The organism is Methylorubrum sp. GM97 (assembly GCF_024347855.1).
Lineage (GTDB): Bacteria > Pseudomonadota > Alphaproteobacteria > Rhizobiales > Beijerinckiaceae > Methylobacterium > Methylobacterium extorquens.
In genome coordinates, this window is the sequence record NZ_AP025942.1 from 4,082,926 (window position 1) to 4,108,743 (window position 25,818).

Annotated in this window: 24 protein-coding genes; 17 read left to right on the top strand and 7 right to left on the bottom strand. The window is 64.8% G+C overall.

Annotated elements, in window-relative coordinates; translation table 11 throughout:
- Positions 1-17: 17 nt before the first annotated feature.
- Together MSPGM_RS19110 and MSPGM_RS19115 are read left to right on the top strand one after the other, a co-directional pair.
- A complete protein-coding gene (locus MSPGM_RS19110; RefSeq protein ID WP_261925886.1) occupies positions 18-422 on the top strand; it encodes a hypothetical protein in 405 nt (134 codons plus the stop codon).
- A complete protein-coding gene (locus tag MSPGM_RS19115) occupies positions 419-544 on the top strand; it encodes a hypothetical protein (RefSeq protein ID WP_261925887.1) in 126 nt (41 codons plus the stop codon). Before MSPGM_RS19110 ends, MSPGM_RS19115 begins: the two co-directional genes overlap by 4 nt.
- Positions 545-1,036: 492 nt before the next feature.
- On the opposite strand, the gene MSPGM_RS19120 is transcribed toward MSPGM_RS19115, so the two are convergent.
- Complete coding sequence (locus MSPGM_RS19120; RefSeq protein WP_261925888.1) at positions 1,037-1,945, bottom strand: LysR family transcriptional regulator; 909 nt, start codon at positions 1,943-1,945, stop codon at positions 1,037-1,039.
- Between the two features lie 94 nt (positions 1,946-2,039).
- Between MSPGM_RS19120 and MSPGM_RS19125 the strand changes: the two genes are divergently transcribed.
- Together MSPGM_RS19125 and MSPGM_RS19130 are read left to right on the top strand one after the other, a co-directional pair.
- Complete coding sequence (locus MSPGM_RS19125; protein WP_056456646.1) at positions 2,040-2,921, top strand: aldo/keto reductase family oxidoreductase; 882 nt, start codon at positions 2,040-2,042, stop codon at positions 2,919-2,921.
- A gap of 449 nt (positions 2,922-3,370) precedes the next feature.
- Complete coding sequence (locus tag MSPGM_RS19130; protein WP_261925889.1) at positions 3,371-4,822, top strand: sensor domain-containing diguanylate cyclase; 1,452 nt, start codon at positions 3,371-3,373, stop codon at positions 4,820-4,822.
- Positions 4,823-5,175: 353 nt separating this feature from the next.
- On the opposite strand, the gene MSPGM_RS19135 is transcribed toward MSPGM_RS19130, so the two are convergent.
- Together MSPGM_RS19135 and MSPGM_RS19140 are read right to left on the bottom strand one after the other, a co-directional pair.
- A complete protein-coding gene (locus tag MSPGM_RS19135) occupies positions 5,176-6,972 on the bottom strand; it encodes a putative bifunctional diguanylate cyclase/phosphodiesterase (protein ID WP_261925890.1) in 1,797 nt (598 codons plus the stop codon).
- 396 nt (positions 6,973-7,368) lie between these two features.
- Positions 7,369-7,677 carry a hypothetical protein gene (locus MSPGM_RS19140; protein WP_056456637.1) on the bottom strand — a complete coding sequence of 103 codons (309 nt, stop codon included), beginning with the start codon at positions 7,675-7,677 and terminating at the stop codon, positions 7,369-7,371.
- A gap of 219 nt (positions 7,678-7,896) precedes the next feature.
- Between MSPGM_RS19140 and MSPGM_RS19145 the strand changes: the two genes are divergently transcribed.
- The 3 genes from MSPGM_RS19145 to MSPGM_RS19155 all read left to right on the top strand — a co-directional run bounded on the left by MSPGM_RS19145 (position 7,897) and on the right by MSPGM_RS19155 (position 11,692).
- Positions 7,897-8,946 (top strand): substrate-binding domain-containing protein, encoded by a 1,050-nt coding sequence (locus MSPGM_RS19145; protein ID WP_056456704.1) that lies wholly within the window; start codon positions 7,897-7,899, stop codon positions 8,944-8,946.
- Positions 8,947-9,478: 532 nt separating this feature from the next.
- Positions 9,479-10,543, top strand: coding sequence for a hypothetical protein (locus MSPGM_RS19150; RefSeq protein WP_261925891.1), 1,065 nt, complete (start codon positions 9,479-9,481; stop codon positions 10,541-10,543).
- Positions 10,544-10,588: 45 nt separating this feature from the next.
- The gene (locus tag MSPGM_RS19155) at positions 10,589-11,692 is read left to right on the top strand and encodes a TAXI family TRAP transporter solute-binding subunit (protein ID WP_056456630.1); all 1,104 of its coding nucleotides are present in this window, start codon (positions 10,589-10,591) and stop codon (positions 11,690-11,692) included.
- Positions 11,693-11,804: 112 nt separating this feature from the next.
- Here MSPGM_RS19155 and MSPGM_RS19160 read toward each other — a convergent pair whose 3' ends face one another.
- A complete protein-coding gene (locus MSPGM_RS19160) occupies positions 11,805-12,428 on the bottom strand; it encodes a hypothetical protein (protein ID WP_082482489.1) in 624 nt (207 codons plus the stop codon).
- A gap of 424 nt (positions 12,429-12,852) precedes the next feature.
- Here MSPGM_RS19160 and MSPGM_RS19165 point away from each other — a divergent pair, with 424 nt between their 5' ends.
- Together MSPGM_RS19165 and MSPGM_RS19170 are read left to right on the top strand one after the other, a co-directional pair.
- The gene (locus tag MSPGM_RS19165; protein WP_261925892.1) at positions 12,853-13,092 is read left to right on the top strand and encodes a hypothetical protein; all 240 of its coding nucleotides are present in this window, start codon (positions 12,853-12,855) and stop codon (positions 13,090-13,092) included.
- A gap of 48 nt (positions 13,093-13,140) precedes the next feature.
- Positions 13,141-14,324 (top strand): IS3-like element ISMex5 family transposase gene (locus MSPGM_RS19170; RefSeq protein WP_209688052.1). Its coding sequence is split into 2 segments (ribosomal slippage): positions 13,141-13,405 and positions 13,405-14,324, totalling 1,185 coding nucleotides; the frame shifts between segments, so codons are not numbered across the junction.
- A gap of 274 nt (positions 14,325-14,598) precedes the next feature.
- Here the strand turns inward: MSPGM_RS19170 and MSPGM_RS19175 are convergent.
- Both MSPGM_RS19175 and MSPGM_RS19180 read right to left on the bottom strand, forming a co-directional pair.
- The gene (locus tag MSPGM_RS19175) at positions 14,599-15,045 is read right to left on the bottom strand and encodes a hypothetical protein (RefSeq protein ID WP_261925893.1); all 447 of its coding nucleotides are present in this window, start codon (positions 15,043-15,045) and stop codon (positions 14,599-14,601) included.
- 106 nt (positions 15,046-15,151) lie between these two features.
- Entirely contained in the window at positions 15,152-17,110 is a 1,959-nt protein-coding gene (locus MSPGM_RS19180; protein WP_056456621.1) for an AI-2E family transporter, read from the bottom strand.
- 179 nt (positions 17,111-17,289) lie between these two features.
- Here MSPGM_RS19180 and MSPGM_RS19185 point away from each other — a divergent pair, with 179 nt between their 5' ends.
- The 8 genes from MSPGM_RS19185 to MSPGM_RS19220 all read left to right on the top strand — a co-directional run bounded on the left by MSPGM_RS19185 (position 17,290) and on the right by MSPGM_RS19220 (position 24,460).
- The gene (locus MSPGM_RS19185; RefSeq protein WP_056456618.1) at positions 17,290-18,792 is read left to right on the top strand and encodes a helix-turn-helix transcriptional regulator; all 1,503 of its coding nucleotides are present in this window, start codon (positions 17,290-17,292) and stop codon (positions 18,790-18,792) included.
- A gap of 139 nt (positions 18,793-18,931) precedes the next feature.
- Entirely contained in the window at positions 18,932-19,114 is a 183-nt protein-coding gene (locus MSPGM_RS19190) for a hypothetical protein (protein WP_012605360.1), read from the top strand.
- 101 nt (positions 19,115-19,215) lie between these two features.
- Positions 19,216-19,476, top strand: coding sequence for a GlsB/YeaQ/YmgE family stress response membrane protein (locus MSPGM_RS19195; RefSeq protein WP_003598482.1), 261 nt, complete (start codon positions 19,216-19,218; stop codon positions 19,474-19,476).
- 47 nt (positions 19,477-19,523) lie between these two features.
- Positions 19,524-20,498: a hypothetical protein gene (locus MSPGM_RS19200; RefSeq protein WP_056456615.1), complete on the top strand. Its 975-nt coding sequence runs from the start codon at positions 19,524-19,526 to the stop codon at positions 20,496-20,498.
- Entirely contained in the window at positions 20,495-21,010 is a 516-nt protein-coding gene (locus MSPGM_RS19205) for a YsnF/AvaK domain-containing protein (protein ID WP_261925894.1), read from the top strand. The genes MSPGM_RS19200 and MSPGM_RS19205 overlap by 4 nt, the downstream gene beginning before the upstream one ends.
- A complete protein-coding gene (locus MSPGM_RS19210) occupies positions 20,982-21,866 on the top strand; it encodes a YsnF/AvaK domain-containing protein (RefSeq protein WP_056456608.1) in 885 nt (294 codons plus the stop codon). The genes MSPGM_RS19205 and MSPGM_RS19210 overlap by 29 nt, the downstream gene beginning before the upstream one ends.
- A gap of 840 nt (positions 21,867-22,706) precedes the next feature.
- Positions 22,707-23,126, top strand: coding sequence for a hypothetical protein (locus MSPGM_RS19215; protein WP_056456606.1), 420 nt, complete (start codon positions 22,707-22,709; stop codon positions 23,124-23,126).
- A gap of 74 nt (positions 23,127-23,200) precedes the next feature.
- On the top strand, positions 23,201-24,460 hold the full coding sequence (locus MSPGM_RS19220; protein WP_056456603.1) for an alpha/beta hydrolase family esterase: 1,260 nt from the start codon (positions 23,201-23,203) through the stop codon (positions 24,458-24,460).
- A 176-nt stretch (positions 24,461-24,636) separates the two neighbouring features.
- Here the strand turns inward: MSPGM_RS19220 and MSPGM_RS19230 are convergent, their stop codons facing one another.
- A complete protein-coding gene (locus MSPGM_RS19230) occupies positions 24,637-25,713 on the bottom strand; it encodes a linear amide C-N hydrolase (protein WP_410007695.1) in 1,077 nt (358 codons plus the stop codon).
- Positions 25,714-25,818: the final 105 nt, after the last annotated feature.

Below are 25,818 nucleotides of genomic sequence, written 5' to 3' on the forward strand. Positions count from 1 at the left end.
CCGATTGAGAGCTTAAAATGACGGGCATCATTTATTATGGCCGTCATGTATCGTCAATGGCCTTCGTCTGCCAGCCGGCGGCTCCACGAAAAACGGAGGTTTGGACCTCGGACAGAGAAGCAAGCAAGGCCCACCGCGCCCACATCTGCGGACCAACGCCGATGAGGGATGCGGTCAAGGCAGTCCTGCTCGACTTGGGCGTGCCGGACGGTCAGATACAGACCGAGGCCTTCGGAACGGACCGGCGCGATCCGACCAGAAGGACCGGAAAGTCCGGCAAATTCGTCGGCAAGGTGAGGTTCCTGGACACCGGCAAGACGTCGACGTCTTGGGACGGAGCGACGCTGCTCGATGTGGCTGACGAGGCGAAGTCCGCATCGACAGCGCCTGTCGCTTCGGGACGTGCGGAACCTGCAGGGTGAAGCTGAAAAACGGAGAAGTCTGGATGCCCGTGCAGGACGCACTCAGCGACGCCGATCGGGAGGATGGCTACATCCTAGCCTGCCAAGCCGAGCCGGAAGGTGACATGGCGTTGGAGGCCTAACGCCTCGCTCGGGAGGGGCGAGCGCTGCCACGAGAACTCACTCGACCGCTTCCACGCCGAAGAATTCTGAGACCGCGTCATGCGCGAAATAGCCGACATCCTGGCCGAGCGCGGCACCCTGCCGTCAGCCGAAATTTTGCCTGAACTCCAAACCTTGACCGTCCGCGGCGTTGCCCTGCACGGATGGCAAAGCGGCGGGTCGGACGGTGCTCCTTGCGGGACGGCGTCGGGCATTGAGTTCGATGGATGCAGGGCCGCTAATGTGCCCGGACCGGCAGTTGTCGTGACCGCCTACCGGTCTGGTTCTTCCTACGGAGCGGACATCTGGGTTGGCAGGCTTACGGTCTGCAAAGGGTCACGAGATCGCGCGCGGCACCGGTGCCCGTGCGATGGTTGCGGCCGGCGCAGAGTGCGGCCCGGGCTCCTCCTCGGTGCCGCTCTCATCCACGACTGAGGTGTTCGGCACCGGCCGACGAGACGCGTAGGGAGCCGTCAGCGCGACCGGTGCGGCCGGCCGATGAAGTCGATGAAGGCACGCAGGAGCGCCGGGAGATAGCGGCGCCCGGGATAGTAGAGGAAGGGCCCCGAAAACGGTTGCCACCAGGGCTCCAGCACGGGCTCCAGGGCGCCGCTGTCGAGATGCGGCTGCAGCCAATCCTCGAACAGCGTGATGATGCCAACACCTGCGACCGCCGCGTCCACCGCGAGATCGGTCGCGGCTCCGACACGCACGATCAGCGGGCCGCTCGGATTGACGCGGACGACCTCGCCGTCGCGCTCGAACTCCCAAGCTATCGTCGCGCCGCTCGCGAAACGTCCTCCGATGCAAGCGTGGTCCAGAAGCTCGCTCGGGTGTTGCGGGTGGCGGTGGCGGTCAAGGTAGGCCGGCGCAGCCGCGGTGGCAAAGCGCTGCTGCCGGGGGCCGATTGGGACGGCGATCATGTCCTGTTCGAGCCGCTCGTCGTACCGGATGCCAGCATCACACCCTGCAGCCAGTACGTCCACGAAGCTGTCCTCTGCGACCACGTCGAGGCGGATATCGGGGTAGGCCGCGAGAAAAGGCGGAACGATCCTGGGCAGCACCAAGCGCGCCGCGCTGACCGGCACGTTGAGCCGGAGCGTGCCGGCCGGCCGGTCGCGAAAGCCGTTGACGACGTCCAGCGCCGCTTCGACCTCGCCCAAGGCGGGGGTCAAACGCTCAAGGAGACGCGCGCCGGCCTCGGTCGGCGCGACGCTGCGCGTGGTGCGGTTGAACAGCCTGACGCCGAGGCGCGTCTCCAGCCGGCGCACCGCCTCGCTCAATCCGGAGGCGCTCGTGCCGCTCGCGCGAGCGCCTTCACGAAAGCCGCCTGCCTCCGCGACGGAGACGAAGGCGGCAAGATCGCCGAGATCCATCGCCATTGTTCGCAATCTCGCACAGCTTGTGCCGATTAAACCGTATTATCGCGCAATGCGGAAGGGTCTAAATCCCTACGCACCGCAAAGGAGAGACCTGATGGGCGACTTCAACACAGCCGGCACCTACGCGCTGGGCGATCGCACCGTGAAGCGCCTGGGGTACGGGGCGATGCAACTCGCCGGACCCGGAGTGTTCGGCCCACCGAAAGACCCGGCGGGAGCCATTGCCGTCCTGCGGGAGGCGATCGCGAGTGGCGTGAACCACATCGACACCAGTGACTTCTATGGACCGCACGTGACCAACCAGCTCATTCGGGAGGCGCTTCATCCCTATCCCTACGACCTGACCATCGTCACCAAGATCGGGGCAAGCCGGGGCGCGGACGCTTCCTGGAATCCAGCCTACTCCGCCGAAGATCTTACAGGCGCGGTCCACGACAACCTGCGCAACCTTGGCGTGGACGTGCTCGACGTCGTGAACCTGCGCATCATGTTCGACGTGCATGGGCCTGCCGAAGGCTCAATCGAGGCGCCGCTCACGATCTTGGCCGACCTTCAGCGTCAGGGCCTTGTGCGTCACATCGGGCTCAGCAACGTGACGGCGGCTCAGGTCGCGGAGGGACGGTCCATCACCGACATCGTCTGCGTACAGAACGCCTACAACCTCGTGCACCGGGCTGACGACGCATTGATCGAGGAACTCGCGGCGGCCGGCACGGCCTACGTGCCGTTCTTTCCTCTCGGCGGCTTCAGCCCGCTGCAGTCGACAACCCTATCCGCGGTCGCCAAGCGGCTCGGGGCAACGCCGATGCAGGTAGCGCTTGCTTGGCTGCTTCGCCGCGCGCCCAACATCCTGCTGATTCCTGGCACCTCATCGGTTGCGCATCTGCGCGAGAACCTGGCCGCTGCCGACCTGACGCTGCCGGACGACGTGATGGCCGAGCTTGCCCAGATCGCGATGGCGACCAAAGTTGGTTAGGGTATCAGCTGACCCGGCCGCCCGTCGCCCACGCAGGAGCGTGGCGGGGCGGCGCCACCTTCCTGCTATGGAGCAGGTTCGGGCAAGCTGGACGACTTAGCTAACCCGGATCGGAGACGCACTGATTGCTGTGCGCCATGAGCCAACCTTGGACCGGCAAGGGCTGAAACGCCGCTCTCGACGCTTAGCGGCCGCTGTGAACGTCCGCTCCTTGGGACGTGGTGAGACAGAGCCGGACGACGAGACTCAGTAAATAGGCGCCTGTCTGCCCCACCGTGAGGCGAGGCGTAAGCGGACGCTTCGCGTCAACGACGACACGGTGTTCGCGCATTTGGAGCGCCACCGGGATCGATGAAACGTTGAGCAACGTCACGGGTGGTTAAACCCTGTCGTCGTACAGCCATCACCGCATTTTGCCTCGGCGAGGCTACATGGGGGTGGGGCGGCACATGTCGGACAATCAGCGCGAGGCACTTCGCCAAAATGCGTTGGCCGAGATTGCCCTCCTCGACACGCCACCCGAGCGCGAGTTCGATACACTCGCGAAGCTTGCACAACGCATGCTTGGCACCGGCATGTCTTCGATCACCCTGATTGCTCCGGAGCGCCAATGGTTCAAGGCACGCTGCGGTCCCATGGCACCGGAGACGGCGCGGGCTCAGGCGTTCTGCCCGGTCGTGGTCGAAACCGAGGCGCCGCTCACCGTAGCGGACGCTCGCCTCGACCCTCGCTTCGCCGAAAGCCCATTTGTCACAGGCTCACCGTATATCCGCTATTACGCGGGCGTCCCGTTGCGGGTCCGGCGGCCAGACAGCGGCCACGTTACGATCGGCACGCTCTGCGTCCTTGACGAGCGGCCGCGCGAGCCGACCTCAACCGACTTGGAGGTTCTCGAAGAGTTGGCCTGCGTCGCCGAAGCCTTGATTGAGGCCCGGGCCGTCGCTCTCCGTGCTGCCAAGGCCGCCGAAGAGCACCGTCGAGCCGTAGAGCGGCTGGAGCGCGAACGCCGCCAGTTCAAGCAGGCGGAGCGCATGGCCGACATGGGATCGTACCGATACGACATCGAGAAGCAGTTCACCCTCTGGTCGGACGGTGTCTTCGCCATCCACGAACGGCCCGTCAGCGCCGGTGTGCCGAACGGCGAGATCATGAACTATTTCCCCGAGCCCGATCGCTCCCTATTCGTCGCCGCGGTCAGGCGCACGCTGGACACGGGCGAGCCGTTCGAGATGGACGGCGACTTCATAACCGCCAAAGGCAACGCGCGGCGCGTGCGGTACTCCTGCGAGATCGAGTTGGCCAAGGGCAAACCCGTTGCCCTCATCGGTCTGATCCAGGACATCACCGAACGGCACGGCTTGGAGCAGCGCCTGCGCCACCTCGCTTGCACCGACGACCTGACCCAGCTGGCCAACCGGGCCGAGTTTCACCGTGTTCTCGATGGACGGCTGCACGAAGCGCGCGCTGCGGACGACGACGTGGCCGTGCTTCTGATCGACCTCGACGGCTTCAAAGGCGTCAACGACGTCCTCGGCCATGCAGCAGGCGACGCGGTGTTGCGCGGTGTCGCCGATCGGTTGCGCGCTTTCTGCGATGACGGGTGTCTTCCAGCTCGGCTGGGGGGCGACGAGTTCGCGGTCGTGATGCCGGCCGGTCTCGATCGCGTAGGACTTGATCGGAAGGTGCGGCGCCTCCTGCACGAACTTGAGATCGTCATGCACGGACATGGCCACATCGCCCGTGTGACGGGAACAATCGGTATCGCGTGGTCGAGCGCGGCCGCGCAGAACCGCGACGTCCTCCTTCGTCAGGCCGATGCGGCGCTCTACGCCGCCAAGCGCACCCGGAAGGGAACGGCCCAGACCTATCAAGCCGGCACAGACCACCGGATGGCTGGCTGAGAGCGTCCGCGCTGTGACGCGTGAGCCGTGTCGCCAATTGATAGAAAGTCAGCCTAGAGCGCATTCCGACGAAGTGGTAACTGGTTCGCCGAAAGAATGCGCGTTGAAACGGGGAGCTTGAGACGCCGGCCTGATGCAATGGGACGGATACGGCTCTAGAAGGCGCGTACACCGCCGAGATCGTGCCCGGACGACGCTTACGGATTGAGTGGCTCGAAGGAGGACCGTCCGCGCGCAAGCGCAGCGTCAAGACTCGTCAGCCCACCCTCTGCAGGCATCGACCCGGCGATCGAGCGGACCCGCCCCTACATCGGGGATCGGTGGCGGAGCGAGGCCGCCGGAGAGGCTGCGGATCAGCTGGCCAGTGCCGGCTCGTACCGGGCGTCCTGCTCATGCTCCCTGAGCCACGTCTCAAATGTCCCGATCTCCAGCGGGCGGGCGAAGAGATAGCCCTGCGCTTCATCGCAGGCCATGGCCCTGACCTGATCGGCTGCCTCCGCCGTCTCGATGCCCTCCGCGACCACCCGGTAGCCGAGATCATGCGAGAGGTGGATCATCGAGTGGACGAGCGATCGTTCCCGCTCGCCGTCCGCAAGCTTGCGCACGAAGCTTTGATCGATCTTCACGACGTGCGCCGGGATGTCCTGCAGGTAGGCCAGGCTGCTGTAGCCTGTCCCAAAGTCGTCAATCGCCAAGCGAATGCCGCCCGCGGCCAGCAAGTCCAACTGACGTCGCGCCTGTTCAGCATTTTGCATGATCGCGCTCTCGGTCACTTCCATTTCCAACTGCCCGGGCGCAAGGCCGTGGCGCCGAAGGCCGGCCTCGACCGACTGGCCGAAGCCGGATTCGATCAGGTTCGCGGCTGAGATGTTGACCGACATCACCAAGCTGTGCCCGGCATCCTGCCAGCAGCGCGCCTGCGCCAGCGCCCTCTCGAGAACGAAGGCCGTCATCGCCCGCGCGTGGGGCGAGAGTTCGATCACCGGCACGAACTCGCCGGGGGACACTGGCCCCAACTCTGGATGGTCCCAGCGCAGCAGCGCCTCCGCGCCGATGCATCGACCGGTGGACAGGTCGATGCGCGGCTGGAAAACAAGGCGTAGCTGGTCGTCGGCGTGGAGGGCCGGCCCGAAATCCTGGAGCAGTTGGTACCGGCGCTGGTAGGCCTCATCCGCAACGGACGAGTAGACGCTGATGAGATCGTGCAACGACCGCGCGTCCTGAACCGCGCTGTAGAGGGAGCGCAGCGCGTCTTGTGGCGCCGTCGTGCAAGGCTTGAACACGCTCACACCGATCGCGCTCGTCAGCAGCATCCCAGTGATGGAGCGCTGCCGCGCCTGCCGGTGCTCGTCCGCGAGGAGGCGGACATAGTCGTCCTGCTGAGCCCCGCGTGGGGCGAGAAAGGTGAACTGCGTGGCCGCCGTGTGGTAGAGTTTGCGCCCTGGGCCGATGAGGCGCCGCAACTCCCGCGCGGCCTCCCGCACCAGATCGTCGACGCGGCCCGGACCCATGACGCGGCTATAGGCACTGACCTGCTCGGGTCGGCCGAGATCGATGAGCACAGCGATCCTGGCCTCGTCCGGATGCTCGGCGGCGAGATCGGCGAGGTCGTCCAGGAACTGGTTCCGGCTGGGCAGGCCACTCAACGGATCGACCCGGCCGAATGCGTGCTGCAACTCGATCTGCGCCATGACCATCGCGGCGAGGTCCGTGAGGGCGGCGATCTCGGCCGGAGAGACCGTGCGCGGCTCGGTTCCTAGGACACAGAGGGCACCCAGGCTGTAGCCTTCGCGCGTGACCAGCGGTGCGCCGGCATAGAAGCGGATGCCGGAGCGGCCGAGCACGCTGTCGGCGTAGAAGGCGTCCTGCGCGAAATCGGGGATCACGAGGACTTCGGCGCTTTCGGCAACCTGTCCGCACGGCGCCTTGTCCCGTGGGATGGAGCAGTGATCGACACCGATGCGCGACTTGAACCATTGCCGGTCGCGATCCGTCAACGACACCGCCGAGATCGGCAGGTTGAAGATCTGGCTGGCCATCCGTGTGATGCGGTCGAAGCTCTCGCTCGGAGGCGTATCGAGGAGATTAAGTGCCTGGAGCGCATTCAAACGGTCTTCTTCGAGACGCTCGCGGCAATCCGTTCCAGACATCGGGTGTTTGCCATTCTCCACAAGGAGAAGCAGCCGGCAGTACGCCGATTACTCCGAGCCTCGATTCGCGAATGCATACATGCCCCGACAGACCTTACCGGTTTCTGCCCAGGCCGTGGCGATTGCATCCACGGCCCAAGGATATCGTCAGCGGGGAATGAACGGACATTATCGAGGTCCGTTGCTGTTGTCCCATCTCGGTGCTGCCCCTCCGAACGGAAGCGTCCCAGTCCGCTACCAATCCCCGATGTAAGGGCGGGTGCGCTCGATCGCGGGGCCGATGTCGGCAACCAGAGAGCCGCGCGTGATTCCTGCTGCATGCCGAAAAACGGTATCTGCATCGTACCGGGAAGGAGAAACGCGCGAACCCCATCGCTGAATAAAGCACCGATTGCTTCATGGCTCGCCCGCGGGGATGGTCCGATCCCTTTTGACTCTGGTCCGCGCCCTCCTCACACGGGCCAGCAGGATCGCCGTCTGAACCGCGGCTCGCTTCAGAATGGGATTTGTTTTCGGACGGGCCGTGATTTGGCTTGCCCAGCCGTGGCTCTCGACGGCCGCAGCAAGGTCCACCGTGTAGCCGTCGGCGATCGTATGCGCTGACGTGTCGGGCTTCATCAGATACGTCTCGACAGCCGCGCTCACCTGCTCGTCGGTAACGGTCTTAGCTTTGAAAAGGTCGCCGACGGTCAGATAAGCAGCCATTGCTCAAGGTTCCGGATCGGTCCCAGCGACTTCGACGAAATCTGGCAAAGTTCGACTGTTCGAAGGCGTGGTTCCTGCACTGCAAGGCGTCGCACGCGGCGGCTACCCGCCTTTGACCCGCGTCACCTCGATCGGGCCGCCGTTATGGCGCGACGCGACACGACACGACACGAGATTTTGGCGTATCCGGTTGTCTACGACAATTGGAGCGCCATCAATATGAATTCGACTGCCGATAGGGGGACTGTCGTCGTCTCCGTCCGACTCGTCGGTTCGATGCAAATCGGTTCGAACGTACTTGAGGTGTCTGACCTGATGGTGGCGCTCGAAGCGATCGGGAGAACGAAGTCGATCAAGGGGTTGAGCGAGACCCTCGGCCTGTCCTATCGCACGGCCTGGTGCCGACTGCAGATGTACGAAATGGCTCTAGGCCAGCCGCTCGTGCGCAAGACCCGCGGCCAAGGCTCTGAACTCACGGAGTTCGGGGCTGCCCTGGCCGAAGCGCTCACCTCCGCGGTCGCGGGGCTAGACGCGAACCTTGGACGCGAGACCCGCGCCATTGAGCATCGTCTGCGGCGTCTGCTCACCGGCCGATCCGAAGTGCTGACGCTCGCAGCCAGTCACGACCCGCTGCTGATCGAGGTCCTGCGCGAGCTCCCGGCCGAGCACGGCCAGATCCGACTGTCGGTGATGGGCAGCAGCACGGCGGTGAAGCTCCTCCTTGACGGCGGCGTCGATGCTGCGGGCTTCCATTGCGGGGCGCTGACCCCCGAACAGGCGGATGTTCCGTTCTCGGGCGTGAGTTCGAGCGCTGGGCTCGTGCCGCGCCCGCTGTTCGAGCGCGAGCAGGGGCTGCTGCTCGCCCCCGGCAATCCGCTCGGCATCCGCACCCTCGCCGACCTGACCGCCGGGGGGGTGCGCTACGTCAATCGCCAGCCGGGATCAGGCACGCGCAGTTGGTTCGACCGCATGTTGGCGAAGGCCGGTCTTTCGCCGGACGCAATCCAGGGCTACGCCGTCGAGGAGTTCACGCATCAGGCGGTCGCGGCGATGGTCGCCTGCGGAGCGGCTGATGCCGGACTCGGCGTGCGCGTTGCGGCCGAACGACTCGGCCTCGATTTCCTCTCGGTCGGCTGGGAGACATACTATCTCGCGGCGAGCCGCTCTCTCGCCTCCCCTATGTTCGATGAGTTGGTTGCTGCGGTACGCGTGCGCGCAGCAGAAACAACGGGTTACCGCCTCTCAAGAGAACACAAGAGCCGAGCCTGATGGCTTTTGAGCCTCAGAAGTGGACCCTCCCTCGCTTCTTGGTCACGGCTCTTTTGCCCGTCGCTCCATACGTGGCGCCTGCACCGCGTCCTCCGGCGTTTCACGCACGACGGTGTGATCGGCCCGATGGTGATCTCGGATCGCGCATGTGGACACTCACCCCGCGCGCAGGCCACCGAATAAATCTTCCGGGGTAGGTCGGGCGGAGCAGCTCGATGTAGGCTGATGCACGGAAGAACCTCGCCGCGGCTGAGCCGGGCGGGGCCAGTTCATTGCAGAAGCCTGCTCGATTGCACCCGAAGAGCGCAACGGTGCGAACTGGCAGAAGGACGACCGCCAGCGGCCGTGAACCAGCCTCGATTCCGTTGGCATCACGAAATCTTGCGTCGGCATCGCTCGAAATACGGCTGAGTTCGCCGCAATTGCCCGCACCTGCGAGGCAAATACTAACCAAAATTAATTGACGCAAAGTAGGAAGCACTGTATCCGATGCTAACTTCTAGCGGAACGCGCCTGACAAGGATTGCATCCGATGGAAACACATCGCACGAATATGTCCGGCTACATTCCGGCAATGATAGCGCTCGTTTCGGTAGTCTATTTTAGTCTTCCGGTATTTGCGCAAGTCGCGGACGGCCAGCCTCCTGCCGACGTCGCGGCACCCGGCAGCAGAAGCGATGCAGATTCCGGTCAAGGCAAGACATCTGATCTCTTCTTTGCTGCACACGATGTCTCCGGGAAGCTCGGCACCCCTCTCCCGCTGGAAATCAAGCTTGTCCGCACAGGCAGGGTCTCGATCGAATCCATCCTCCTGCTGGGCCTGCCCCAAGGCGTGACGATCAGCGACTCGACCAACACTTTCTCGCCGTCAGACGAGACAAGGGACGTAGACATCAAAGCGTGGGATCTCCCGAACATCAAAATCACGCAGACCGACGAGCGCGAGAGCCGCTTCTCACTCGCCGTCGCGGCGATCTGGACTGCGGGGTCCGGCGGGCAGGTCGATGTCGCGACGAGCCTTCTCAACGTCAGTTTCCGCCCCGACGGTCCTGATCGGGCCACTGCCGCCGGCGACGAACCACGCAGCCCCGAGAAGACTGCGGCTGCGACTCGCGGAACCCTGTCGCCCCCTCAAGTCGTCGCCAGCGCTGCGGCTCCCGACGCATCGGCCACGGCCGAGGGCGTCGTGGTGCCGTCGGCCCGTGGCACGCCTCTCACGAACACAGCGGGGATCGACCGTCCGGCCTCGCCCGCCGTCACGGAGAAAAGGCCCGCCGCTGAGGGCGAGGCTGCGCCGCTCAGACGTCCCGTGGAGACCACACGGCCAACGCTCCAGGCAGACCCGCTGGTGGAGCGAGCCAGGGGTCTGATACGGCTCGGCGATATCAGCGGCGCCCGACTTCTGTTGGAGCGCGCACAGGCGCGCAACGCACCGAACGCGACCTTCCTCCTGGCACAGACCTGGGATGCGGACATGCTGCGCCGCTGGAACGTGCGCGGCCTGCGGGCCGATCCGGATCTCGCCAGGAGCCTGTACGCGAAGGCCGCAGCTCAAAACCAGACGGATGAGCGGCTGCTCGCCGCGACCGGCCGCTGACAGCACGCCTTGAAGAAAGTCCGACGATCACCGAGGGACACGCACATGTCGAGGCTTGCCCTGTACGCCGCACTTCTCGGGATCGCCTTGGTGGCGAACGACCCTGTCGCGGCAGCCCCAGACACCGCACCGGTCGAGGCCGCCCCCGCAACGGAAGCTGCCCTCGGCGAGCGCATGAACGCCAACACCGTCACGGTGGTGACCGGCACGCCCGGCGGAACCTACTTCCGCGTCGGCGCCGAGCTCGCCTTCGTGCTGGATGACGGCGATAAGCTGCGGATCTTGCCGATGCTCGGCAAGGGAGCAGGAGAAAACGCCTATGACATCCGGTTCCTGAAGGGCGTTGATCTGGGTTTCGTTCGCACCGATACCCTGGACCAGCTGCGGCAAGACAAGCGCCTGAGTAACATTGAGCGGCAAATTCAATACATTGCCAAGCTCTTCGACGACGAATTGCATATCATCGCACCGAATTCGGTTCGGACCGTTAGCGATCTCGCCGGCAAGCGGGTCAGCTTCGACGTCAAGGGCAGCGGCACCGACTACAGCGGCCGGGCCATGTTTCGCGAGCTCGGCGTCACTGTGGAGGGGATCAACGTCGATCAGCCCACCGCCCTCGAGATGCTACGCAATGGCGAGATTCAGGCTGTCGTGTCGGTGGCGGCTAAGCCGGTGGCTTTCATTGCGGGCTTCGATCCGGGTGAGCGCTTCCACTTCGTGACGGCGCCCTACCCGGACACGATGAATGAAGCCTATGTCCCCGCGACCCTGACCCGGACTGATTATCCGAAGTTTGTCGGCGAACAGGCGGTGGAGACCGTCGCGGTCGGCACGGTCCTCGGGGTGTACAACAGCCCGAAAGGATCAGCGCGCTATGAGAAGCTCGTCCGCTTCGTCGACGCCTTCTTCGGCCAGTTCGACAAGTTTCTGGCTCCGCAGCGGCATCCGAAATGGCGGGAGGTCAACTTCGCGGCCTCGGTGAAGGGCTGGAGGCGCTTCCGGCCGGCGCAGGAGTGGCTCGACCGCCACAAGGAGCAGGAGGCCGCTGCCCAGCCGGACCTGGACCGGTTCTTTCAGTCACAGCCCGAGCGACCGGCCGGAAAGGAGGAGATTTACCAAGCCTATCTGAAGTGGCGCCAAGCGCGGTGACCACCCAAAATCCGGCTTTCTGATCGCCAGCTTTTCCGGCCGACTAATCGGAAGTGGACAGCCGTGAGTTCATCTGTTCCAGTCGTATGCCTATCGTTGAAGCACTCGCTGCTCAACGACCTTGCTGGGGCATCAGGTTTTGAGCCTGCTTGACGGCCTCACGGCAGCTCTGGTCACCCTTGGCGTTCAGGTCCACCGCTTTTTGTAGCGCCATTTTAGCCTGAGAGACCTTATCTTCGGACGAGCGTTCGGGTGAAGCTTTAGCATCGCCGCCTTTTGCCGCGTCCGCAGCAGCGGTCGGGCGGTTCTCCGACTGACGACGGACGTCCTCGGGTGAAGTCGCCACGCGACCGGCCGCAACAGCATCGGCCTGCCCTGAACCAGCGGCCGCGCCGACCGGTCCAGAAACGCCACCCACCGTGCCCGGGGAGCCGCCACTCTCACGGGAGGCGCCGCCTTGCTGTGCGCGATCCGTCTCTGGAGTTCCGACCGGCTTGGCCGTGTTAGTGGTCGCAGCGCCCGCTGTGGCGCTCCTACCTGCTGTATCATTGGGGCCTTTCTGCTGACCGTAATCCGGCTCCGAGACAGGTGCCCCCATCCCGACCTGTGTACCGAGTTCGCGTTTCAGTTTGGCGATATCATCCGTGCATGGGCCGCCTTCCTGCGCAAACGCTGCCGGGCCAAAACTCAAGGCGGCGAAAGCGACAGCTCCGCAGAGTAGATGCAGACGGGACATTGGTTTCCTCCAAGGCTTCTTGTTGGCCCCTGCTCAACCTCCTGCGTCGGCGCGGGTTCAGTTGCCGGAACCGAAACGACGAGGGACGAGCGTCGGCCGCTCACGTCGCATCAATCCCGCCCAGCTCAGCCGTTGCAGGTTTTGATCTTCTCGGACGGTATGATTTCGCACTGAGTTTGAACAACGCTTTCGGAAGCGGATTGCCCGTTCAGTGGACTGTGGCGGTCCCTCCGAAGACTTGCCCCGCCGGCTCAGCCGCGCGGGGCATTTTCGTAGGCACGAGCCCTTGGAGGAGGCGGCGCCGACCCGCCGGGACCAAGATCGCCTGTCTGCCATCCATCCGGGAAGCAACATGGATTGGAGCGCAAAGGCATGGGCCATCGTACCAGGAAAATCGGCGAAACGCGTCGTCGGAGAATTGGTCATGGCCGAGCAAGCCCAGGAAGAAGGCTGCCGCTTCATGCGCGAACTTGTTGCGTTGTTGGCGGAAGAGCAACCTGGTTTTCCAGTCAGCGAGCAGGAACATCTTTTTCAGCAGCTGCTTGATCTGGAAAAGCGTGCTGAAGTTGAAGGCGCGGACGCCGTCGTGCGAGCAGCGATCGCGAGCGCGCGGAGAATGTCTGGTGTCGTCGCTGCCGCCCTCTGGCTGATCCGCCCCCACTGAAGTGGTCCGCCCTGAGGTATGGCTTTTGAGCCAGATGAGGACGGACAGATGGGAACGAAGCGGCACAAGCCGGAAGACGTGGTCGCCAAGCTGCGGCAGGTGGATGTTCTGGTCTCGCAGGGCCAGAGCGTGGCGGAGGCGATCCGGGCCATCGGCGTGACGGAAGTGACCTACTACCGCTGGCGCAAGGAGTACGGCGGCCTGAAGAGCGATCAGGTTCGACGGATGAAGGACCTGGAGGTTGAGAACCAGCGGCTGCGCAAGGCGATTGCGGATCTCACCCTCGACAAGCTGATCCTGCAGGAGGCCGCTCGGGGAAACTGACCAGCCCCGCGCGCCGACGCGCCTGCATCGCGCATGTCATGAACGTCCTAGACGTCTCCGAGCGCCGCGCCTGTCGGGCGCTCGGGCAGCATCGCTCGACGCAGCGCAAGGTGCCGCGGGGAAGAGAGGATGAGGCCGCGCTGACAGCCGACCTCGTGGAACTGGCTCGCCAGTACGGGCGCTACGGCTACCGGAAGATCGGTGCATTGCTGAAGGCGGCGGGCTGGTTCGTCAACGACAAGCGGGTCGAACGGATCTGGCGGCGCGAGGGGCTGAAGGTCCCGTCTCGGCAGCCCAAGCGCGGCCGCATCTGGGACGGGGATGGTTCCTGCCTGCGATTGCGGGCGGAGCGTCGCGATCACGTCTGGTCCTACGACTTTGTCGAAGCCCGCACGCACGAGGGCCGCAAGTTCCGGATGCTGAACGTGGTCGATGAGTTCACGCGGGAGTGCCTAGCGATCCGCGTCGCACGCAAGCTGAAGGCGGCGGACGTGATCGACGTGCTGTCCGACCTGTTCATCCTGCGCGGCGTGCCCAGCCATATCCGCTCGGACAACGGTCCGGAGTTCATCGCCAAGTCCGTGCAGGCCTGGATCACCGGTGTCGGCGCCAGAACAGCCTACATCGCACCCGGCTCGCCATGGGAGAACGGTTACGTCGAGAGCTTCAACGCACGACTACGGGACGAGCTTTTGAACGGTGAGATCTTCTACACGCTCAAGGAGGCGCAGATCGTGATCGAGAGTTGGCGTCTACACTACAACAGCGTGCGCCCGCACGCCTCGCTCGGCTACCGACCACCGGCCCCGGAGGTGTTCGTGCCGGCCTTCACCGCTTGGCCGGCTGCGCTCACTCGGTCGGCTCCGCCGGCCAAGCGACCCGTGGAGCAAAGGCCGACCCTGCACTAACTTAGAACTTGGACCACCGCGTGGGGGCCGATCAGGTCCAGCCTTCATCGGTACCGGCGAAGCGGTAGATGTAGACCAAGACCGTCACGCCCTCTCGCATCACGGGGCCGGACAGGGGTGAAAGCTCGAGTTCGTGGTCTTCTGACGGCATGGCTAACTGAGAGTAGGAGCGGTGATCTTGCGCGCGGTGCGTCAGTCGCCCGGCGTCCAATCAATGTCAGGCCGCTGGGCCAGGACTCTCTCGAAGTCGGTGGCGACGGTCTCCGAACCAGCCTCATCGTGGCGCGAAGATCGTGATGTTGTTGTTGATCTGGTACGCTGCCGTCGGTGGGGTGTTGACGAGTCTCAGCCTGATGGGGCTCTCGCCGAGGATCGCTCCGAATGCGGGGGTGATCCTCATCGGAAAGCACCGAGACAGCGCCTCGAAGGCGGCATCCTCGAACCGTTTCCGCGCCTCCTGATCGCCCTTGAGCTGCCGTGACGTGACGAGCGGTGGGCCCCGCATACCCCCTGTCTTGTTCAGGCCGAAACGGAAGGCGATCTGCGACCCTTCCGTGTCCGCCGGCACCGTCCAGCAGGATGCCAGTACGGCTCGGAGCTCAGCCCAATTGTTGACTGCGGGCGAGGCGGCCGTTTGAGCCAGAGCCAGAGTCAAAGGCGCTGCCGAAGCGCCTCCTAAGATCATCGCGAGTGCTATGAGGCGGGCCTGAAGCGTTTTCATTGTGGTGCTCCGTACGCTCACCTTCATCGACGCGTTGCGCTACGACCGGGTCTGCGCGCCCTGGGTCACCGACGGGCCGATCAGACGTGCTCGCCCCCACCCGAGTTCAAGCCGCCCGATCGACAGTTTCGGAACCGTCTGTCGCAGCCTCGAGGCAGGCCTCAACGGCCTGCCGGAGCGAGGAAACGTAGACGTCGGCTCCGACCTGCCGACCGAGGGAGGCATCCGTCAGCACCTTCTCGCCCTCGGGCCACAACCCGACCAGCAGCTTCACGGTAGGCGTCTTCTTCCGGAGCCGTTCGAGGAGGTAGCGCAGGTGAGCCGGGCTGCCGGTGATGTCGAGGTAGGAGATGCACACCATCGCCACTCCCGTCAGATCTAGGTTGCGGATCTGCTCGCGTGAGACGTCACCGTACGGAACCACGCGGGCCTCAAGTCCATGCTTGCGCAGCAGCTGGGCCAGCATGGCCGAGGAGGCCTCGTCGAGGGGGCCGCGCCCAGCGACGCACAGCACCGGTGTTTCGCCCCGCCACGCCTCGGGTAGCATCTCGCGCGGCGGTGCCTGCCCAGGGACGGCCTCGCTCTTGAAGTGCGTCCGCTCGGCCAGCGTCGGCGTCTCATTCGGGTTGACCGCTTTGTCCTCGCCTGACGGCTCGACGTCGGGTCGATCCTCGAAATCCTCGACGAGCGAGCGTGCCGAAGCGCGGATGTTCTCCAGCTGCGCCGGCGTCACGACCCCGCGAGCGTAGTCGTTGGCGGCGAGCTGAAGCCCTTTCAGTGCCACCTCGTCATAGTAGGAGGACAGCGAGCGCTCCTTCAGCATGGCCTCGCCGAGGTCGCGTGCCTCGTCTGGGTCTCCGGCCAACATGCGCTGATAGAAGTTCTCCACCGGCGTCAGCGGCGGCCGGTCGCCGAGAATGATGTCGAGGAACTCCAGGCTGTCGACGTGCCGCCCGAGCACCACGAGGCACACGGTGAAGGGCGTGGCCAGGATCAGGCCGATAGGCCCCCACAGGAACCCCCAGAACAGGGTCGAGACAATAACCGCGAAGGGAGAGAGACCGGTCGAGTGCCCGTAGAGCAGCGGCTCGATCACATGGCCGAACAGGGGCTCAACCACCAGGAACAGGATGGCCGTTGCGATGACCATGGACCAGCCTGGGTCGACTGCGGCGGCCAAAGCAAGGGGGAACAGGGCCGAGAGGAAGGCGCCGATATAGGGCACGAAGCGCATCAGCGCGGAGAACACGCCCCACAGGAGCGGATTGGGCACGCCGATGAACCAGAGACCGAGGCCGATGATGAAGCCGAAGGTCGCATTCATGCCAAGCTGGGCCAGGAAGTATGTGCCAAGCCGGCCGGCCGCGTCGTCCATGGCCATCGTCGTCCGGTGCAGGTCACCCGATCCGAACAGGCGGATCATTCGGTTGCGCAGGTCTTCTCGCTGGAGCAACAGGAACACGACCACGACGAGGACGATGCCGACCGTGGTCAACGGCTCGACAATGGGACCAAGCACCTTCTCGGCGAGGGTAAAGGGTGACGGATCGGGCTCCTGAACCTTAACGAGTTGAGCCTTCGGGGTGTCGCCCGCGGGGCCCGTCGACGCTGCAGTACCGGCGGCATCCGCCTTCTGGGTGGCGTTGTGGACTTGGTGGTTGAAACGCTGGAAGATCCGGCTGGCATTGCCGAGCCAACCTGCCTGCAGCCCGGCGAACTTCTTCTGCACGGTGGCTTGGTATTGCGGCAGGTCGCCGGCGAGCCCCGCGACCTGGGTACCGATAACGGCTCCGATGCCGCCGATGACCGTGAGCGCGAGCAGGACGGCGACGATGACCGATGGCACTCGGCCGAGCCTGAGTCGGCGCAGCAGATTGACGACAGGAGCCAGGACGAAGCTGAGGAGAACCGCCAGCACAAGCGGGATGAACACCTCACGCCCGAAGTAGAGGGCTGTCACGAGCACGACGCCGACGGCGAGGGTCAGGAGCCCGCGCAAACCGGGCACCAAGGGGGGCGGCACCTGGGCTGGCGGGCGCGGGGCGGCGGCTTCGTCGATCAGCATGCGGCGTAAAACCTCTCGATGCTGCGCCGATGCTCCCGGCACACTGCGTTCAACGCTGCCGGGCTGCTTTCGTCTCCCGTTTCCGTAGGGTCATCTCGCATCACGTCTCGACATCAACGCTCGCGTTGTGACCTGCGCGGGCGCGGCGGCGTTGTCCGTTCAGACGGCGGAGACGCGAGATGACGGATCGTAGCGACCGGATGCGGCAGGTCGTGGCCGGCTTGAGTGAGGGTGTTATCCTGATCGAGCCGGATCAGACCATTTCCTACGCCAACGGGGCCGCGCTCACGATGCACGGCGTGGCCGCGCTCGATGAGCTCGGCGAGACGGTCGCCGAGTACCGGCGCAACTTCGTTCTGGAGTATCGCAGCCACGCCGATATCGGCCCGCTTCAGCATCCCGTCGAGCGACTGCTGACGGGTGAGCTCTTCCGGGACACGGTCGTCGAAGTGCACCACTTCCGCGCTCCGGAGCAGCGATGGATGCACCGCATCCGCTCCCTCGTCACCACCGACAGCGAGGGCCAACTCACCGGCTTGGCGCTGGTGATGCAGGATGTCAGCGATCGATACGAGGCCGAGGCCCGTTTCGAGGACATGTTCCGGGCCAACCCGGCACCGGCCCTGGTCTGCCGCTTGGCGGACCTGCGCTACGTCAAGGTCAACCAGGGTTTTCTCGACCTGACCGGCTATGCCCGTGATCAAGTGCTCGGCCACTCCTTCTGCGAGATCGACCTGCTGACGCAGGCAGAGTGTCGGGCGCTCGCGGTCGAACGCCTGCACGCTGGCGACACCATCCCGCAGATGGAAGCCTGCCTGAATGTGCCCGCCGATAGTGAGAAGTACGTCATCGTCGCTGGCCATCCCATCCGAATGCCCGGCGGCGAGCGCTGTATGCTGTTCACCTTCGCCGATCTGGAGGATCGCCGCAAAGCCGAGATGGAGCTGAAGCTCAGCGAGGAGCGCTTCGCCAAGGCCTTTCAGCTCAGCCCGGTTCCCACCGCCCTCCTCAGCACGGACGCATTGCTGGCCTCGAACGTCAACGAGGCCTTCGCTGCCATGTTCGGAGATCCGGGCAGCCACCGGTCCGGAACGGTGGGTGGGACCGTCGCTGCGCAGGACAGCCTCTGGGTGGAGGAGGCCGAGCAGGCCCGATTCAAGCGCATGCTGAAGCAGGCGGGGCAGGTCCGAGGCTTCGAGGCGCGCCTGCGTAACCGGGAAGGTGAGATCCTCGACTGCTTGGTCTCGGCCGAGCCGGTGCGCATCAACGGCGAGACCTTCGTCCTCTGCGCGATGCAGGACATCACCGCTCGCAAGCGCACGGAGACGGAGCTGATCGCCGCCATCGAGACGGTCATGGCGGACGCGTCCTGGTTCAGCCATGGCGTCATCGAAAAGCTGGCGTTGATGCGCAACCCGCCGCCACCCGGCAAGCCGGCTGCTCTCGTCGAAAAGCTCACACGTCGCGAGCGCGATCTGTTGCTCGGTATTTGCAAGGGCGCCACCGACTCGGAGATCGCGGCCGAACTTGGTTTGTCGCTGAGCACAGTGCGCAATCATCTCGCCAGCCTCTATCGCAAGATCGGGGTCAATCGCCGGAGCGCTGTCGTGGTCTGGGCTAGAGAGCGAGGCATCGGCGAGTTTGCACCGAATGGAAACACGAAGCCGGGAAAATTAGGCTAGAAACACTAACCCGATTAGTTTGAAATATTAATATGTAAACCTCCGGAACATCGATTGTTTGGCCGGTTTATGGCTGTAGTAGCTCTGCTCGGCTCGAGCATCTCAGCAGTGATCGCAAGATCAACACGAGGTGCGGGCCATGGGCAAGGGCCGCAAGGTTCTGTCGAATGACCACGCGCATGCCCTGATCAAGCAGGCCGTTGCCATAGTCTTCGGTGACGCACGGGCGGAGGCGGAAGCCGCGGCCGAGATCGCGACCATCGAGGCGGTGCACGTCCAGACAGCGCCGAAACCGAGACGCTTTCGCCGCCCGCCCACCTAGGCAGCGGCCCAACGCAACCGCGCCCGCTCGATCCGAGTCATCGCGCACCGTGCACCGGAGCGGTCCGGCGCGATGTTGCGCGACCATCAGGAGCCACGCCCATGTCTCTCCTCGCCTGGATCATTCTCGGCCTCGTCGCCGGCTTCGTCGCGAGCCGGATTGTCAACAACACCGGCCAGGGGCTCGTCGTTGACATCCTGCTCGGCATCGTCGGCGCCGTCGTCGGCGGCTTTCTGTTCAACCAGTTCGGTCAGCCGGGCGTCTCCGGGCTCAATCTCTACAGCCTGCTGGTGGCCGTCGTCGGCGCCGTCGTGGTGCTTTGGCTCTACCACGCCCTGATCGACCGCCGCCGGGTGCTCTGATCCTCCCCCGCCGCCCTTCGCCCCCTTTCCCACTTCAGGAGTCCGCCATGGCCACCGTCACAGACCCAGTCCGCGGACCAGGTGACCGCGACATCCATGACCGCCACGTGCCGCAAACCAGTATGGTCGCCCCGGCCGAGGACCTGCGTACCGTCGCGCTCAATCAGATCTCCTGGGGCGCCGTCTTCGCCGGTGCCGTCGCGGCCCTGGTCCTACAAGTGATCCTGAACATGCTCGGCCTCGGTGTCGGCCTCTCGACGGTCGACCCGGCCGGAGACGGCACGCCGGGCGCCAGTTCGCTCGGCATGGGCGCAGGGTTGTGGTGGGTGGTTTCCGGCATCCTCGCTTCCGCTGCCGGCGGCTATCTCGCTGGGCGCCTGTCGGGCAAGCCTTCGAAATCCACCACCGGCTACCACGGCCTGACCTCCTGGGCGGTCACCACCTTGGTGATCTTCTACCTGCTCTCCTCGGCCGTGAGCGGGCTCGTGGGGGGCGCCTTCAACACCGCGTCCGGTGCCGTGGGCGGCCTCGGCCGAGCGGCCGGCGGCTCGATCCAGACTGTGGCGCAGACGGCAGCGCCGTCGCTGAGCAAGATCTCGGATCCCTTCTCCAGCATCGAGAACCAGCTCCGCTCCGGCGCCAATGGCCAGGATCCGGCCGCGCTCAAGGACGCAGCCGTCAGCGCCATGCGCGCGGCGGTCACCGGGGACGATGCCCAACAGGCGCAGGCCTCGGAGAAGGCGGCGCAGGCGCTCGCCAAGGCACAGAACATCCCGGTGGAGCAGGCCCGGACCCAGGTCCAGCAGTATATCCAACAGTTTAAGGAAGCGACGGCCAAGGCCAAGGAGCAAGCCAAGCAGGCAGCGGACACCGCGGCCCGCACCGCTTCGCAAGCGGCGCTCTACGGGGCCCTGGCTCTGATCCTCGGCGCGCTGGCCGCCTACTTCGCCGGTCGGAGTGCCGCGGTCGATCCGACGGTCACGCGGACCGTCGGCGTCCCAGTCAGGCAGCCCCGCGCATGAGCGCGGACCCGACCAAGAACGACCCGCACGGGCTCGGGACGGAAAGCCGGCCCGCAGCCGAACTCGCGGTCGGCGAGACTGAGACAATCCCGGTTATCGAAGAGACCGCCCGCATCGACAAACGGGTCGTCGAGAAAGGCCGGGTTCGGGTGCAGACCCGCACCGAAACCACCGACGACGTGCTCCGCGAGACCCTGCGCAGCGACGTCGTCGGCGTGACCCGGATCCCGATCGACCGGGTCATCGCGGAGGGCGAGGTCGCCCCAACGATCAGGACAGAGAATGGGGTGACCATCATCCCGGTCCTGGAGGAAGTCCTCGTCGTCGAGAAGCGCCTCATCCTCAAGGAAGAGGTGCACATTCGCCAGACCACTTCGGGCGAGGCGGTCGAGGTTCCGGTGACGCTGCGCAGGCAGCACGCCGTGGTCGAACGCGTGTCCGCCGACGGGCACGTCAGCGAAATCCCCCCAAGGAGCAGACCCCATGACCCAGACCATCACCGCCATGTATGACAACCGCGCCGAGGCCGAAGCCGCCCAGGCCAAGCTCGTGGCCGCGGGCATCCCGCAATCCTCGATCAGGCTGCTCGCGGGCACGCAGACGGCCCAGGCCGGCACGAGCCAGGGCTACGATCACACCCGCGACGAGGGTGGCTTCTGGGCCTCGCTCAAGGATGCCTTCATGCCGGAAGAGGACCGCTACACCTACAGCGAGGGCCTGAGCCGTGGTGGCACGCTCCTGACCGTCACGGTCGAGGCTTCGCATGTCGACCGGGCGATGGACATTCTCGAGGAGCACGGCTCGGTCGATCTCGACGAGCGCGAGGCAACCTGGCGCAAAGAAGGCTGGAGCGGCTACGGCGCCGCGACCACCAGCGGAGCCTCGTCGGCGACCGCGGGCACGACCTCGTCTTCCAGCACGGCAACGGCTACCGGCGCCACCTCAGCGCGCGGCACAGCGACGGGCGAGACGGACTACATCCCGGTCGTCGAGGAGCGGCTCAACGTCGGTAAGCGCGTGGCCGAGCATGGCCGGGTGCGGGTCCGATCCTACGCGGTCGAGACGCCCGTCAACGAGCAAGTGAACCTGCGCGAGGAGAACGTACAGGTCGAGCGCCGCTCCGTGGACCGCCCGGTCACGGCCGCCGACGAGGCCCTGTTCGCGGATAGGACCATCGAGGCCACGGAGCGCCGCGAGGAGGCTGTGGTGTCGAAGGACGCCCGCGTCGTCGAGGAGGTGGGCATCCGCAAGGACGCGTCCCAGCGGACCGAGACCATTACGGACAAAGTGCGCCGCACCGAAGTCGAGGTCGAGGACGAGCGCGGCAACGTCAGCCGCACCGGCGCGGACACACGTAAACCCGTGTGAGGAAACGACCCGGGAACGGCGCCAAGCCGTTCCCACTCCCTCGGCTCCACCGGGATTTCCTCACTAGGAAAGCCGAATGGTGGCAATGGGTTATGATAGCAGAAAATGGCTGCTCTCCCCGGCGATCCCCGTCAAGGGGACGGTTTTCCTCCCAAGTGTCTGGACTGCATAGCCTCCCCTGAAGGCCACTCCTTCCTCTCTGCGGCAGGCGACACTCGGCGCGTGCAAACCCGAAGAGCGACGAACCAAGCCAGAAGATGCTGACCTGTCGAACGTCAGCCCCTCTCGAGCCCATGACGGCTATCCCCACGTCGTCACACGCCGCATCAATTCTCGATGTGCCTGAGCCGCTGCAGGGCCGTGCCATCCTTCCGCGTCGATATCGGAGCGCCCAAGACGGCAGGACTTAAGGAAGTCAGAAGCTTATACCCTCGGCGTTCCAAATGGGGGCATTTCGAGCCTTCGGCCAAAGCCGCCAAGTGAGCCGCTCGCCCCCACCCCACAGACCTTCCGGAAACCTCAAACACGGGCTGTCGTCCGCGCACATTTCGGCGCTCCAGCCACGCAGCTGGCCAAGGTGCATTCGACTCCCGCGCCCGAAAAAGCGCAGCCTGCCAGTGAGCCCACCGTCAGGCGCGGAACGATGCGGTCACGGATGCGCTCGACGTCACGTCGCGGAACGACTGGCAACATCGATGCGTCCGCGGCTCGTCGGTCAGAGCGGGCGCGTCATCGCGTGCGATCTCAGCTTGGTCAGGCGCAAACGCCCGCCCCTTGTATGACACCACGAGCACACCATCTCAGGACCATCCAACGGGATGGTTTGAGGATGGTACTGGGATGGCAGATGATGTTCTAGATCTCCGTCCGAAAGCGCCCGACAGCGAGAAGCTGACGATCAACCTCGGCTTTGTCGATCTCGGCCGTGTCGATCTGCTGGTTCGAGACGGCTTCTATGCCAATCGCGCCGACTTCATCCGAACGGCCGTGCGCAACCAGCTCGACCGTCAGGGCGATGCCGTCACGCAGTCTCTAGCCCGCAAGAAGCTCAGCCTGGGCCTCTCTCACTACACCCGGCAGGACCTCGAAGCGGCAAGAGACGCGGGCGCTCCGCTCCACATCCAGGTTCTCGGTCTCGCCAGCATCGCCCCCGATGTGACGCCGGAACTCGCCCGTGCCGCCATCGCCTCCGTGCAAGTGCTCGGCGCCTTCCACGCCAAACCGGCGGTCAAGGCAGCCCTAGCCGACCGTACGGCCTGATCCCTCGCCTCAACGCCTTCGCGGCGAAGCCGGACACGCGCCCCGGCCCGTCCACCTCATTCAGGATCGTGATCATGAACGCATTCTCCGGCATCGACATGGGTGAGGTGACCCGTCTCACCCGCGCCGGCCAGCTCACGGAAGCCATGGCCCTCCTTCAGGGACGCTCGGCCTCCGCCAAGCCGCAAGCGGGCACGCCGGAGGGTGCACCCCGCAAGGACGCCAGCACCGCACGACCCGCGTCGACGATCGACATGGTCGCGCCTCGGGCCCCGGGTGGAGCGTGGACCGCACCGGGCTTCGGTCTGGGAACGGCCGGGGAAGCCCCTGCTGACGGGACAAGTCCCTCGGAACGGCAAGGGCTTGCAGAGACCCTGCGGTCCTTGCGCGAGCGCTTTCCCAAGATGGGCGGGATCTCCGGCCTCGGGGATGGCCTCGGATCGCCTCAGCGAGCTCCGATCCCGGTCCCGGATGGGGCTCGATACGAGGAGCGGACATTCTCAAACGCGGCGGGCAGCCGGACATACAAAGTCTATGTCCCGAGCGGCTATACCGGCCAAGCTCTTCCTCTCGTCGTCATGCTGCACGGCTGTACCCAGTCGCCGGATGACTTCGCGTCCGGAACGCGGATGAACGCGCTGGCCGAAGAGCAGACCTTCTTGGTGGCCTATCCCGGCCAGCCTCAATCGGCCAACATGCAGAAGTGCTGGAACTGGTTCAACGCTGCCGATCAGCAGCGCGGCTCGGGCGAGCCTTCGCTGATCGCGGGGATTGCCCAGGACGTCATCCGCGAGTTCTCGGCCGACCCCAAACGGGTCTACGTCGCGGGATTGTCGGCCGGCGGAGCGGCCGCAGCGATCATGGCGGCGACCTACCCGGATCTGTTCGCGGCGATCGGCGTCCATTCCGGGCTTCCCTATGGTGCGGCCAAGGATATGCCCTCCGCCTTTGCGGCCATGAACGGCGGCGGGACGGCTCAGCCTTTGGGAGCGCGCGCTTCGGTCCCGACCATTGTCTTCCACGGCGATGCGGACCGCACCGTCAACGCAGCCAACGGCGACCGCATCATCGCTCAAGCCAAGCCGGAGGGAGCCTTGGGGAAAGTCGTCACTCACGGGGAGAGCCCGGGCGGCATGACCTACACCCGCAGCGTTCAGTCCGATCCTTCGGGCCGAGAGGTGTTGGAGCAGTGGGTTCTGCATGGAGCGGGTCATGCCTGGTCCGGCGGAAGCCCGAACGGCACCTACACGGATCCGCGCGGTCCGGACGCCAGCCGCGAGATGGTGCGCTTCTTCATGGCGCACACAGGTGGAAGCGATACAAGACAACAATAAAGCTGCCGCCCAGGCGCTGGATCGTCGAGCGCTCCTTCGCCTGGGCCACCCGCTTCCGCCGCCTCGTCGAAGACGACGAGCGCTCTGCCGGCGCGCTGGCCGACCTGCATCGCGTCGCCTTCGTCCGCCTCATGCTCCGAAAGGCTGCTCTGCTCGCAGGCGGTTTGTAGCGGCCTCTATCGCGGCAGTCCGGCAAAGGGAAAAGGCTCCGACACGCGATAGGACCGTGTCGCGTTTCCGGCGAAGACGTTGGCCTGATCGACGCCGAGATCGAGTTTCAGCACTTTCCCCGTTTCCTTGGAGAAATCGATCTGATTCAGGTCGGTCCAGAACGTGTTGGGTGAAAGCGCCGATTCGAAGAAATAGAGGCGACGCTTGTGATCGAAGACCGTGCGCCAGCGTGTGGAGGATATGTCCGGTTTCTCCGGCGTCGAAAGCCCAAGCGGCACGGAAACATTGCGTATGATGCCGTATACGCTGGCCAAGAGGTGATCCGGGTCTCCATCCTGCGGGATCGATTTGACGTAGAAGGAGGCGCGGGCGAAGCGATCGGACGCGCGGTTCGTACCGGGCAGCATGACCGTTCCGCCGATCTGTGACCAGTAGGATGCAAGGGCAAGCTGCTGCTCGTAGGTCGGAGAGTTCGTCATCACTTGGTATTGGCGCCCATGATGAATGACCTGCTTGCCGTCGATATACTCGATGATGGCACTGTCCCCGCTGGAATCGGACAGGGACATATGGACATTTGCGATGACCTGAGTGCCGGGAATCACGCTCGTCACAAGCGTGAAGGGTTGCTTCTCAAGGGCGACAACGGCTTCATCGACGGTCGCGAAATTGTCGAGAGCGTATTGCGCCCAGACTGAGATTGCCAATCCAGGCGGGCCCTTGCCGTCGAAAGCCGGGTACTGCGACTCTTCAAGCCAGAGCACATTGGCCGTAAGGCCCTCTTCGTTGGCGCCGTCCGAGGTCGAATTGTCGAACGCTGTCGCGACCAAGGATCCATATTTCGACTCCCACCGGATCGAAGCAGGCCCGACCTCACCATTGCGCGCCATCCCTCGCGGCAGGATGTAGAGGTCGGTTCCGATGGGCTTTTCCCAGTCCATCGACCGGGCCGTGAAAATCTTGCCGTCTCGTCCAAGGTAAACGAAGCGGGAGCAGGCCGCTGCGGGTTCAACAACGACTTGGAGCACGGCCCAAAACGCCAGGATCGACACGAGAATTTTGATCGGAGGAATCTGTATCACTGCAATACATCCTTATCCGTTCGGAATATTGAAATATTGATTTGTCCAATCATGGCCTCGAAGTCTATAGGTTTTAGAGATCCGATCGAGAGCCGCACACAAACA